The sequence below is a fragment of the Streptomyces flaveolus genome (assembly GCF_014648815.1).
Lineage (GTDB): Bacteria > Actinomycetota > Actinomycetes > Streptomycetales > Streptomycetaceae > Streptomyces > Streptomyces flaveolus.
Genome location: NZ_BMRV01000005.1, coordinates 310,097 through 322,566 on the forward strand (window position 1 = coordinate 310,097; position 12,470 = coordinate 322,566).

General features: G+C 71.0%; 9 protein-coding genes. 6 read left to right on the top strand and 3 right to left on the bottom strand.

The annotated features are described in order from the left end of the window. The first annotated feature begins 64 nt into the window (after positions 1-64). The gene (relA, locus tag IEZ05_RS15210; RefSeq protein ID WP_189230621.1) at positions 65-2,605 is read left to right on the top strand and encodes a GTP pyrophosphokinase; all 2,541 of its coding nucleotides are present in this window, start codon (positions 65-67) and stop codon (positions 2,603-2,605) included. A 75-nt stretch (positions 2,606-2,680) separates the two neighbouring features. Here relA and IEZ05_RS15215 read toward each other — a convergent pair whose 3' ends face one another. Both IEZ05_RS15215 and IEZ05_RS15220 read right to left on the bottom strand, forming a co-directional pair. Continuing rightward, positions 2,681-3,910, bottom strand: a complete 1,230-nt coding sequence (locus IEZ05_RS15215; RefSeq protein ID WP_189230622.1) for a DUF349 domain-containing protein — start codon at positions 3,908-3,910, stop codon at positions 2,681-2,683. Between the two features lie 135 nt (positions 3,911-4,045). Beyond that, entirely contained in the window at positions 4,046-4,897 is an 852-nt protein-coding gene (locus tag IEZ05_RS15220; RefSeq protein WP_189230623.1) for a peptidylprolyl isomerase, read from the bottom strand. 181 nt (positions 4,898-5,078) lie between these two features. Here IEZ05_RS15220 and IEZ05_RS15225 point away from each other — a divergent pair, with 181 nt between their 5' ends. The 5 genes from IEZ05_RS15225 to rpsD all read left to right on the top strand — a co-directional run bounded on the left by IEZ05_RS15225 (position 5,079) and on the right by rpsD (position 10,215). Continuing rightward, positions 5,079-5,786, top strand: coding sequence for an MBL fold metallo-hydrolase (locus IEZ05_RS15225; protein ID WP_189230624.1), 708 nt, complete (start codon positions 5,079-5,081; stop codon positions 5,784-5,786). A gap of 13 nt (positions 5,787-5,799) precedes the next feature. Then, the gene (gene hisS, locus IEZ05_RS15230) at positions 5,800-7,062 is read left to right on the top strand and encodes a histidine--tRNA ligase (RefSeq protein ID WP_189230625.1); all 1,263 of its coding nucleotides are present in this window, start codon (positions 5,800-5,802) and stop codon (positions 7,060-7,062) included. A 189-nt stretch (positions 7,063-7,251) separates the two neighbouring features. Beyond that, on the top strand, positions 7,252-7,911 hold the full coding sequence (locus IEZ05_RS15235) for a vitamin K epoxide reductase family protein (protein WP_189230626.1): 660 nt from the start codon (positions 7,252-7,254) through the stop codon (positions 7,909-7,911). Positions 7,912-7,952: 41 nt separating this feature from the next. Next, entirely contained in the window at positions 7,953-9,308 is a 1,356-nt protein-coding gene (locus tag IEZ05_RS15240) for a replication-associated recombination protein A (protein WP_189230627.1), read from the top strand. 292 nt (positions 9,309-9,600) lie between these two features. After that, positions 9,601-10,215, top strand: a complete 615-nt coding sequence (gene rpsD / locus IEZ05_RS15245; RefSeq protein ID WP_030973190.1) for a 30S ribosomal protein S4 — start codon at positions 9,601-9,603, stop codon at positions 10,213-10,215. A gap of 31 nt (positions 10,216-10,246) precedes the next feature. Here the strand turns inward: rpsD and IEZ05_RS15250 are convergent, their stop codons facing one another. Next, positions 10,247-12,427: an ATP-binding protein gene (locus IEZ05_RS15250; protein WP_189230746.1), complete on the bottom strand. Its 2,181-nt coding sequence runs from the start codon at positions 12,425-12,427 to the stop codon at positions 10,247-10,249. Between the last annotated feature and the right edge of the window lie 43 nt (positions 12,428-12,470).

Below are 12,470 nucleotides of genomic sequence, written 5' to 3' on the forward strand. Positions count from 1 at the left end.
GGATCGCTACCATGGGGTTTCCGGAGCCTGACCGGGCGACCCGGATCGCGCACGAGGAGTCCTCTTGCCAGACGAGGCCCAGCCACTGACCGCCGCAAAGCCCGAGTCCGCCTCGGCGCCCGCGGCGAAGCCCGCGCCGAGCGCACCCCAGGCGAAGAACGACACGCACGGGCCGATCCAGCATGCCCCGTCCGCGCCGGTCGACAAGCCCGCCGAGCAGCAGCCGCGTCCCAAGCCGCTGCCGCCCGAGCGCCCCCAGAACGCGCCCGTGGTCCGCACGCCCGCCGGGCAGCCGGCCCGCTCCGGCTCCTCCAACCGCGTCCGCGCCCGCCTCGCCCGCCTCGGCGTGCAGCGCGCGAACCCGTACAACCCGGTCCTGGAGCCGCTGCTGCGGATAGTGCGCAGCAACGACCCGAAGATCGAGACGGCGACGCTGCGCCAGATCGAGCGCGCCTACCAGGTCGCCGAGCGCTGGCACCGCGGTCAGAAGCGCAAGAGCGGCGACCCGTACATCACGCACCCCCTCGCCGTCACCACGATCCTCGCCGAACTCGGCATGGACCCGGCCACGCTGATGGCCGGGCTGCTGCACGACACCGTCGAGGACACCGAGTACGGCCTGGAGGACCTGCGCCGAGACTTCGGCGACGTCGTCGCCCTGCTCGTCGACGGCGTCACCAAGCTGGACAAGGTCAAGTTCGGCGAGGCCGCGCAGGCGGAGACCGTGCGCAAGATGGTCGTCGCCATGGCCAAGGACCCCCGCGTCCTGGTCATCAAGCTCGCCGACCGCCTGCACAACATGCGCACCATGCGCTACCTCAAGCGCGAGAAGCAGGAGAAGAAGGCGCGCGAGACCCTGGAGATCTACGCGCCGCTCGCCCACCGGCTGGGCATGAACACCATCAAGTGGGAGCTGGAGGACCTCGCCTTCGCGATCCTCTACCCCAAGATGTACGACGAGATCGTCCGCCTGGTCGCCGAGCGCGCCCCCAAGCGCGACGAGTACCTCGCCATCGTCACCGACGAGGTCCAGCAGGACCTGCGCGCGGCCCGCATCAAGGCGACCGTCACCGGCCGCCCCAAGCACTACTACAGCGTCTACCAGAAGATGATCGTCCGCGGCCGTGACTTCGCGGAGATCTACGACCTGGTGGGCATCCGCGTCCTGGTGGACACCGTCCGCGACTGCTACGCGGCACTGGGCACGGTCCACGCCCGCTGGAACCCGGTTCCGGGGCGGTTCAAGGACTACATCGCGATGCCCAAGTTCAACATGTACCAGTCGCTGCACACGACGGTCATCGGACCCAACGGCAAGCCGGTGGAGCTGCAGATCCGCACCTTCGACATGCACCGCCGCGCCGAGTACGGCATCGCCGCGCACTGGAAGTACAAGCAGGAGGCCGTCGCCGGCGCCTCCAAGGTCCGCACCGACGTGCCGAAGTCGTCCGGCAAGGACAAGGACGCCATCAACGACATGGCGTGGCTGCGGCAGCTGCTGGACTGGCAGAAGGAGACCGAGGACCCCGGCGAGTTCCTGGAGTCCCTGCGCTTCGACCTCTCCCGCAACGAGGTCTTCGTCTTCACGCCCAAGGGCGACGTCATAGCGCTCCCTGCCGGGGCCACGCCCGTGGACTTCGCCTACGCGGTGCACACCGAGGTCGGTCACCGCACCATAGGGGCACGGGTCAACGGCCGGCTCGTCCCGCTGGAGTCCACGCTGGACAACGGCGACCTGGTGGAGGTCTTCACCTCCAAGGCGGCCGGCGCGGGCCCCTCCCGCGACTGGCTCGGCTTCGTGAAGTCGCCGCGGGCCCGCAACAAGATCCGCGCGTGGTTCTCCAAGGAGCGTCGCGACGAGGCGATCGAGCAGGGCAAGGACGCCATCGTCCGCGCCATGCGCAAGCAGAACCTCCCGATCCAGCGCATCCTGACCGGCGACTCCCTGGTCACGCTGGCGCACGAGATGCGGTACTCGGACATCTCCGCGCTGTACGCGGCGATCGGCGAGGGTCATGTCTCCGCGCAGAACATCGTGCAGAAGCTGGTCCAGGCACTCGGCGGCGAGGAGGCCGCCACCGAGGAGATCGACGAGTCGGTACCGCCCTCGCGCGGTCGCGGGCGCAAGCGGCGCACCAGCGCCGACCCGGGTGTCGTCGTCAAGGGCGTCGAGGACGTGTGGGTCAAGCTGGCCCGCTGCTGTACGCCCGTCCCCGGCGACCCGATCATCGGCTTCGTCACCCGCGGCAGTGGCGTCTCGGTGCACCGCAGCGACTGTGTGAACGTGGACTCGCTGTCCCGCGAGCCCGAGCGCATCCTCGAGGTCGAGTGGGCGCCCACCCAGTCCTCGGTCTTCCTCGTCGCCATCCAGGTCGAGGCGCTGGACCGCTCCCGGCTGCTGTCGGACGTCACGCGCGTGCTGTCCGACCAGCACGTCAACATCCTCTCCGCGGCCGTCCAGACCTCCCGCGACCGCGTCGCCACCTCGCGCTTCACCTTCGAGATGGGCGACCCGAAGCACCTCGGGCACGTCCTGAAGGCCGTGCGGGGCGTGGAGGGCGTGTACGACGTGTACCGGGTGACGTCGGCGCGCAGGCCGTCGTAGCGGCCCGCACAGGCACACACGAGAGGGGCTCCCGTACGCGGTGTACGGGAGCCCCTCTCGTGTGCTCGGGCAGTCTCAGCCGCCGAACTCCTGCAGGCCCTTGAGGGCCTGGTCCAGCAGTGCCTGGCGGCCGTCCAGCTCCCGCTGGAGCTTGTCGGCCTTGGCGTTGTTGCCCTGGGCGCGCGCCTGCTCGATCTGGGAACGCAGCTTGTCCACGGCGGCCTGGAGCTGACCGGTCAGACCCTCGGCACGCGCGCGTGCCTCCGGGTTGGTCCGGCGCCACTCCGTCTCCTCGGCCTCCTGGATCGCCCGCTCCACGGCGTGCATCCGGCCCTCGACCTTCGGCCGGGCGTCACGCGGCACGTGGCCGATGGCCTCCCAGCGCTCGTTGACCGAGCGGAACGCGGCGCGGGCGGCCTTGAGGTCCGTGACCGGCAGGATCTTCTCGGCCTCCTCGGCGAGCTCCTCCTTGAGCTTGAGGTTCTCCGTCTGCTCCGCGTCCCGTTCGGCGAAGACCGAGCTGCGGGCGGCGAAGAAGACGTCCTGGGCGCCGCGGAAGCGGTTCCACAGGTCGTCCTCGTGCTCGCGCTGGGCGCGGCCAGCGGCCTTCCACTCGGACATCAGATCGCGGTACCGCGCGGCCGTCGGGCCCCAGTCCGTCGAGTTCGCCAGCGCCTCGGCCTCCGCGACCAGCCGTTCCTTGGTCCGGCGGGCCTCCTCGCGCTGCGCGTCCAGCTGCGCGAAGTGCTGCTTGCGGCGCTTGGAGAACGCCGAGCGCGCATGCGAGAAGCGGTGCCACAGCTCGTCGTCGGACTTGCGGTCCAGGCGCGGCAGCCCCTTCCAGGTGTCCACCAGCGACCGCAGCCGCTCGCCGGCCGCCCGCCACTGGTCGGACTGCGCCAGCTCCTCGGCCTCCGCGACCAGCGCCTCCTTGGCGCCCCGCGCCTCGTCGGACTGCTTGGCACGCTGTGCCTTGCGCTCCTCGCGGCGCTTGCCCACCAGCTCGACCAGCTTGTCCAGCCGGGCCCGCAGCGCTTCCAGGTCACCGACCGCGTGGTGCGCGTCCACCTGCTCGCGCAGGTGCTCGACGGCGGCCAGGGCGTCCTTCGACGACAGGTCGGTGGTCTTCACACGCTTCTCGAGGAGGCCGATCTCGACAACCAGGCCCTCGTACTTGCGTTCGAAATAGGCCAGCGCTTCCTCGGGGGAGCCTGCCTGCCAGGAACCGACGACCTGCTCGCCGTCGGCCGTACGCACGTACACGGTCCCCGTCTCGTCGACGCGGCCCCACGGGTCGCTGCTCACAGCGCCTCCTCCACATGATGCCTGCGGAGGGCTTTGCTACCCCCGGGCATCGTCCACAGTTTCGTCACGGCCAACATAGGCGACCGGCGGGGGGCCTGTCCGCATCCCGCGCGACCGAAATTCCGCAGTTGGGGCTCAGGATTTCGCCACCGTCGCCTTGTTGATGACGACCGTCGCGTTGGGCGCGGTGTTCCCGGTCGTCGGGTCCATGGCCTGGGCCCCGGCGTCCGCGATCTTCTTGAGCACCTTCATGCCGGCCTCGGACACCGTGCCGAACGGCGTGTAGTCCGGCGGCAGCTGGCTGTCCTGGTAGACCAGGAAGAACTGGCTGCCTCCCGTATTGCGCCCCTGCTGCGTCTGCGCGTTGTACTGGTTGGCCATCGCCACCGTGCCCGCCGGGTAGACGTTGCCCGTGAGGCTCTTGTCCTTCAGGTTCTCGTCGGGAAGCGTGTAGCCGGGGCCGCCCGCACCGGTGCCCTGCGGGTCGCCGCACTGGAGCACGTAGATGCCCTGGTCGGTCAGCCGGTGGCACTTCGTGTGGTCGAAGTAGCCCTTGCCCGCGAGGAAGGCGAACGAGTTGACCGTGTGCGGCGCCGCCGACGCCTTCAGCGCGATGTCTATCTCGCCGCAGGTCGTCGACAGCTTCATCGTGTACTTCGCCGACTTGTCGATGGCCATCGCAGGTTCCTTCTTCCAGGTCTGCGTCTTGGCCTTGCCCCCGGCGGGCTTGTCGCACGGGTCCGGCGCCTTGCTGCTCGCGGAGGCGCTCGGCGTGACCTCCGCGCTCGCGTTCGTCTTGTCGTCGTCGTCCCCGAGGACCACCCCGGTCGTGTACAGCGCGACGCTGCCGATCAGGATGACGCCGAGCACCGAGGCGATCGCCGCGTTGCGCATGCGCGCCTTGCGTCGCGCCGAGGTACGTCGCTGCTGCTGCCGCAAGAACTTCTCCCGGGCGAGCTGACGCCGCCGCTGCTCCTGGCTGACCACCGGGTTCTCTCCTCATGCGTCGTGTGTGCCGACCGGTACGCGTGCGCGTGACGAACCGACCGCGTGCGTGTAGCCCCGTACCGTATATGGGTTCGCTGAGGAAACGGCACCGCCGGTAGGCTCTGACCACGGGCGCAGCCCGCCCGCAAGCCACCCGTACCGACACAAACGAAGGACGATCGTGCTCATTGCCGGGTTCCCCGCCGGGGCCTGGGGGACGAACTGTTACCTCGTCGCCCCCGCCGCGGGTGAGGAGTGCGTGATCATCGACCCCGGCCACCAGGCCGCGCAGGGCGTCGAGGAGGCACTCGCCAAGCATCGGCTCAAGCCCGTCGCCGTCGTCCTCACCCACGGCCACATCGACCACGTGGCCTCGGTCGTCCCCGTGTGCGGCGCGCACGACGTGCCCGCCTGGATCCACCCCGACGACCGCTACATGATGAGCGACCCCGAGAAGGGGATCGGCCGCTCCATCGGCATGCCGCTCATGGGCGAGCTCACCGTGGGGGAGCCGGACCACGTCAGGGAGCTGACCGACGGCGCGAAGCTGGAGCTGGCGGGCATGGAGCTGACGGTCGCGCACGCGCCGGGCCATACCAAGGGGTCGGTGACCTTCGGCCTGCCCGAGGCGGCGGACATCCCGCCGATCCTCTTCTCGGGCGACCTGCTGTTCGCCGGCTCCATCGGACGCACGGACATGCCGGGCGGCTCCATGGACGACATGCTGGCGTCCCTCGCCCGCGTGGTCCTGCCGCTCGACGACCCGACCGTGGTGCTGTCCGGCCACGGCCCCCAGACGACCATCGGCCAGGAACGCGCCACCAACCCGTATCTGCGGCAGGTGGCGGCCGGCCAGGGCGCCCCCGAGGCTCCCCGACGAGGAATGTGACGAGAGACCTTCCGTGAGCACCTTCAAGGCCCCCAAGGGCACGTACGACCTGCTGCCGCCGGACTCCGCCAAGTACCTGGCCGTCCGCGAGGCGATCGCCGCCCCCCTGCGCAACTCCGGTTACGGCTACATCGAGACGCCCGGCTTCGAGAACGTCGAGCTGTTCGCGCGCGGTGTCGGCGAGTCCACCGACATCGTGACCAAGGAGATGTACGTCTTCGAGACCAAGGGCGGCGACCGACTCGCCCTGCGCCCGGAGACCACCGCGCCCGTGCTGCGCGCCGTCCTAGAGGCCAACCTTCACAAGGCGGGCAACCTGCCGGTGAAGGTCTGGTACTCGGGCTCCCAGTACCGCTACGAGCGCCCGCAGAAGGGCCGTTACCGCCACTTCTCCCAGGTCGGCGCCGAGGCGATCGGCGCCGAGGACCCGGCGCTGGACGCCGAACTGATCATCCTGGCCGACCAGTCGTACCGCTCGTTGGGCCTGCAGAACTTCCGCATCCTGCTCAACTCCCTGGGCGACAAGGAGTGCCGCCCCGTCTACCGGGCCGCGCTCCAGGACTTCCTGCGCGGCCTCGACCTGGACGAGGAGACGCTGCGCCGCGCCGAGATCAACCCGCTGCGCGTCCTGGACGACAAGCGCCCGGACGTGCAGAAGCAGCTCACCGGCGCCCCGTTGCTGCGCGACTACCTGTGCGACGCCTGCAAGGCGTACCACGAGGAGGTCCGCGATCTGATCACGGCGGCGGGCGTCGTCTTCGAGGACGACCCGAAGCTGGTGCGCGGCCTGGACTACTACACGCGCACCACCTTCGAGTTCGTCCACGACGGCCTCGGCTCCCAGTCCGCGGTCGGCGGCGGCGGCCGCTACGACGGCCTGTCCGAGATGATCGGCGGCCCGGCCCTGCCGTCCGTGGGCTGGGCCCTCGGCGTCGACCGCACCGTCCTCGCCCTGGAGGCGGAGGGCATCGAACTGGACATCCCGTCCGCCACCTCCGTCTTCGCCGTCCCGCTCGGCGAGGAGGCCCGCCGGATCCTGTTCGCCAAGGTCACCGAGCTGCGCAAGAACGGCGTCGCCGCCGACTTCTCCTACGGCGGCAAGGGCCTGAAGGCCGCGATGAAGGCGGCCAACCGCTCGGGCGCGCGCTACGCCCTGGTCCTCGGCGAGCGCGACCTCGCCGAAGGCGTCGTCCAGCTCAAGGACATGGAGTCCGGCGAGCAGAGCGCTATCGGCGTCAACGAGATCGTCGCGGAGCTGGAGTCGCGGCTCGGCTAGCGCCGTTACGCCGCAGGGGTGCACGCGTTCGCTCGCGTGTGCCCCCGGCGAACGGACATCGGCCGGAACGCCACGCCCAGGGGCCATCACCGGTGCGTTCTTATGTTCAGCGAACGGTGCGCGCACAGGCCCATGCGGCACAATGGCCCTGCCCGAAGCAGGTCCCACTCAAGTGACGGAATCGGCGTGATGAGCAAGACGACAGTGAAGGACGTCTCCACCGTGGCAGAGCCCGCGCCGGAACCCACCGGAACGCCGCGCACCGAGGGCGGCAGCCGCGCCTTCGCCCTGCTGCTGGTGATCACGGGCGCCGCCGGGGTGCTCTCCTCGTGGATCATCACGCTCGACAAGTTCAAGCTGCTCGAGGCCAAGGTCGCGGGCACGACGTTCACCCCCGGATGCAGCCTGAACCCGGTCGTCTCCTGCGGCAGCGTCATGGAGAGCGACCAGGCCGCCGCCTTCGGCTTCCCGAACCCGATGCTCGGCCTGGTGACCTACGGCATCGTCGTCTGCGTCGGCATGAGCCTGCTCGCCCGGGCCCGCTTCCCGCGCTGGTACTGGCTCACCTTCAACGCCGGCTGCCTGTTCGGCGTCGGATTCGTCACGTGGCTGCAGTTCCAGTCCCTGTACCGGATCAACGCGCTGTGCCTGTGGTGCTGCCTGGCCTGGGTCGCCACCATCCTGATGTTCTGGTACGTGACGTCCTTCAACGTCCGCAAGGGCTTCCTGCCCGCGCCGAACTGGCTGCGCGGCTTCTTCGGCGAGTTCACCTGGGTCCTGCCGGTGCTGCACATCGGCATCATCGGCATGATGATCCTGACCCGCTGGTGGGACTTCTGGACCAGCTGACAGCGCGCCGCGTTGTCAGTGCGGTCCTTTAGGGTTCTTGCGTGGAGCCCGACCTGTTCACCGCCGCAGCAGAAGAACGCCAGGAGAAGGACCCGACCGGCAGCCCCCTCGCCGTGCGGATGCGTCCGCGCACCCTCGACGAGGTCGTCGGTCAGCAGCACCTCCTCAAGCCCGGCTCACCGCTGCGCAGACTGGTCGGCGAGGGCGCGTCCGGTCCCGCCGGACCCTCCTCCGTGATCCTCTGGGGCCCGCCGGGCACCGGCAAGACGACCCTGGCGTACGTCGTCTCCAAGGCCACCAACAAGCGGTTCGTGGAGCTGTCGGCGATCACCGCGGGCGTCAAGGAGGTCCGCGCGGTCATCGACGGCGCCCGCCGCGCCGTCGGGGGATACGGCAAGGAGACCGTCCTCTTCCTCGACGAGATCCACCGCTTCAGCAAGGCGCAGCAGGACTCCCTGCTCCCGGCCGTCGAGAACCGCTGGGTCACCCTGATCGCCGCCACCACGGAGAACCCGTACTTCTCGGTCATCTCCCCGCTGCTCTCCCGCTCCCTCCTGCTCACCCTCGAACCCCTCACCGACGACGACGTCCGGGGCCTGCTCCGCCGCGCCCTGACCGACGAACGCGGCCTCAAGGAGGCCGTCACGCTCCCCGAGGACACCGAGAACCATCTGCTGCGCATCGCCGGCGGCGACGCCCGCCGCGCGCTGACCGCCCTGGAGGCCGCCGCCGGCGCCGCGCTCGACAAGGGCGAGGCCGAGGTCACCCTGGCCACGCTGGAGGAGACCGTCGACCGGGCCGCGGTGAAGTACGACCGCGACGGCGACCAGCACTACGACGTCGCCAGCGCCCTGATCAAGTCCATCCGCGGCTCCGACGTGGACGCCGCCCTGCACTACCTGGCCCGGATGATCGAGGCCGGCGAGGACCCCCGCTTCATCGCCCGCCGCCTGATGATCTCCGCCAGCGAGGACATCGGCCTCGCCGACCCGAACGCGCTGCCGATCGCCGTCGCCGCCGCCCAGGCCGTCGCCATGATCGGCTTCCCCGAGGCCGCCCTCACCCTCAGCCACGCCACCATCGCCCTGGCCCTCGCCCCCAAGTCCAACGCCGCCACCACCGCCATCGGCGCCGCCCTGGACGACGTACGCAAGGGGCACGCCGGACCGGTTCCGGCGCACCTGCGCGACAGCCACTACAAGGGCGCGGGCAAGCTCGGTCACGGGCAGGGCTACGTGTACCCGCACGACCTGCCTGAGGGCATCGCGGCCCAGCAGTACGCCCCGGACGAGCTGAAGGACCGGACGTACTACGCCCCGACCCGGCACGGTGCCGAGGCCAGGTACGCGGACGCGGTGGAATGGACCCGGGAGCACCTCGGTCGCAAGCGGTCCTGAGCAGCCTGTAGAATCGCCCGAAGTGCTGAGTCCCGTGCAGTCAGAACGGGACAACCAGCCGGAACCCCCAGCGGGTTCCAGGAGCGTCGCGCACCGTCGATCGGTGTCGCGGGCAGCCCACCACCACCCCGGAGTTCCGGGAGCGGTCGGTGGGCCACTCGCGTGCTGCACGTATGTGCCCAGACCAGGGGAGCGGCTGCCCGGCAGGTCCCACGCGGACCCGACGGGTTTCCCCGGCTGCGGATGCGACCTCCCTCAACCCTGACAAGCCGGAAACTAGGAAAGAGACACAGTGGCGAACCAGTCCCGCCCCAAGGTCAAGAAGTCGCGTGCCCTCGGCATCGCGCTGACGCCGAAGGCCGTCAAGTACTTCGAGGCCCGCCCCTACCCGCCGGGTGAGCACGGCCGCGGCCGCAAGCAGAACTCGGACTACAAGGTCCGTCTGCTCGAGAAGCAGCGTCTGCGCGCGCAGTACGACCTCAGCGAGCGTCAGCTCGTCCGCGCCTACGAGCGTGCCTCCAAGACCAACATGAAGACCGGCGAGGCCCTGGTCATCGAGCTCGAGCGTCGTCTCGACGCGCTGGTCCTGCGTTCGGGCATCGCCCGCACGATCTACCAGGCCCGCCAGATGGTCGTCCACGGCCACATCCAGGTCAACGGCCAGAAGGTCGACAAGCCGTCCTTCCGTGTCCGTCCGGACGACGTCGTGCAGGTGCGCGAGCGCTCCAAGGAGAAGACCCTCTTCACGATCGCCCGTGAGGGTGGCTTCGCCCCCGAGGGTGAGACCCCGCGCTACCTCCAGGTGAACCTCAAGGCCCTGGCGTTCCGCCTGGACCGCGAGCCGAACCGCAAGGAGATCCCGGTGATCTGCGACGAGCAGCTCGTCGTCGAGTACTACGCCCGCTGATCCAGCCGGACGTCAGTACCACCGCGGTACCTCAGCCCGCTGTCTCCCCGCCCCTCCGGGTGGGCGAGGCGGCGGGCTTCGCGCTGTGCGCACCCGCCGTCGGCCGGCCCGCCCCGCGCGGCGCCGGCAGCGCCGCCGCCCCCGGCCGCCGCAGCGCCCGCGTCACCGCCTCCGCGCGGCCGAGCCGCGCCCCGTGCCGCACGTGCTCCTCGTACCGCTCGTCGCCCAGCTGCTCCCGGGCCGTCGCCTCGCACAGCTCGTGCGGCGCGTTGTAGTGCGCCGAACCGAACAGCGGCAGCCCCACCGACGGCCACATCCGCCCCGCCGCCCCCTGCAGCACCGCGGCCTCCGCCGCATCGCCCTCCGCCACCGTGACCAGGGCCAGCAGCTCCACCGCCAGCACCGAACCCAGCTGGTCCCGGAAGCGGTGGGCGCCGGCCAGACAGTCGGCCAGCAGCTCACGGGCGCGCACCGGATCGCCCTCGCTCCAGGCCGCGTACGCCAGCACGTACAGCGCGTACCCCCGGGCCCAGCGCTCGCCGTGGTCCTCGCACACCTGGCGCACGTCCTCGCACAACCGCACCGCGTCCGGCAGATCGCCCTGGAACGCCCGCGTCATCGCCAGCTCCACCTGACCCATCAGCACGTTGGTGTTGAGCTCGCCGATCTGCCGGTAACGGCGCAGCGCCGACCGCAGCAGCGTCTCCGCGCGCGGCATGTCGTCCGTGACCAGTGCCAGACAGCCGGTGCGGTGCTCCGCGTACGCCACCGCCGTCGGGTTCTCCGCCCGCTCGGCCTCCTCCCGGCACTCGTGGAGCGCCGCCAGCGCGGGAACGGTGTCGCCCTGAAGGATCGCCACGTAGCCGAGCACCCACAGCGCCTTCAGCCGGGACTGCTCGCCCGCCGGCCCCTCCACGTCCAGCCGCACCGCCTGCTCCAGCCAGCGCCGTCCCTCCGACAGCCGCCCGCAGCCGACCCAGTGGAACCACAGGGCACCCGCCAGGTACTGGCCCAGGTGTGCCTCGTCCGGCTCGGCCAGGCAGTACTCCAGGGCGCCGCGCAGATTCGGCAGCTCGGCCTCCACCCGGGCGGCCACCTCGCGCTGGCGCGGCGAGAACCAGTCCAGCTCGCACCAGGTCGCGAGCCCCACGTACCAGTCCCGGTGGCGACGCCGCAGCCGCGCGGCGTCGCCCGTCGCCTCCAGCCAGTCGGCGCCGTACGCCCGCACCGTGTCGAGCATCCGGTACCGGACCCCGGCCGGCGTCTCCTCGCGCGTCAGCACCGACTGCGCCAGCAGTGCGCAGACCACGTCGAGCACCTCGTCGGCGGGCAGGCCCTCGCCGCTGCACACGTACTCGGCGGCCTCCAGGTCGAACGACCCCGTGAACACCGACAACCGGGCCCACAGCAGCCGTTCCTCCGGCGTGCACAGCTCATGGCTCCAGCCGATCGCGGTGCGCAGCGTCCGGTGCCGGGGCAGCGCGGCACGGTCCCCGCCGGTCAGCAGCCGGAAGCGGTCGTCCAGCCGCCGCAGCACCTGCTCCGGCGACAGCGCGTCCAGCCGCCCGGCGGCCAGCTCGATCGCCAGCGGGATCCCGTCCAGCCGCCGGCACAGCTCCCGCAGCACTCCCTCGGCCTCGGTGTCCAAGGCGTCGGCGCACGCGAGATCCCGCTGCGCCGCCCGGACCGTCAGCAGTTCCACCGCCTCCTCCGCGCCCAGCGGCGCCAGCGGAATCAGCCGCTCCCCGGCCACGCCCAGCGGCCTGCGCCCGACCGCCAGCACCCGCAGCCCCGGTGCGCGGCCCAGCAGGGCCGTCGCCAGCGCGCCGCAGGCGTCCACCAGGTGCTCGACCCCGTCCAGCACCAGCAGCAGCTCCCGCTCGGCGAGGTGCGCGAGCAGCGTCTCGCGGGGCAGGCGCGTCGTGTGGTCGGTCAGGCCGAGCGCCTCCACCACCGCGTAGTCGACGAACTCCGGATCGCGCACCGGCGCCAGGTCCACCCGCCAGACCCCGTCCCGGGGCGCGCACCGGGCCGCCGCCCGCGCCGCCAGGCGGGACTTGCCGACCCCGCCCGCCCCGGTCACCGTCACCAGCCGGGCGGCGTCGAGAGCCCGGGCCAGCCCGGCGAGTTCCGCCGCGCGCCCCACGAAGACGTCGAGTTCCAGCGGAAGGTTGCCGTGCGGTGAGCTGCCGTCGCGCCGTTGATCTCGCATGGAACACGGAGCGTACTGGCCCGTATTCACTCCGTACAATCGC

What these genes read in the sequence shown, in the direction of transcription:
- IEZ05_RS15235 (WP_189230626.1), top strand. Translation starts at nt 7,252, where the DNA reads ATGAGCAAGACGACAGTGAAGGACGTCTCCACCGTGGCAGAGCCCGCG.
- IEZ05_RS15250 (WP_189230746.1), bottom strand. Translation starts at nt 12,427, where the DNA reads ATGCGAGATCAACGGCGCGACGGCAGCTCACCGCACGGCAACCTTCCG.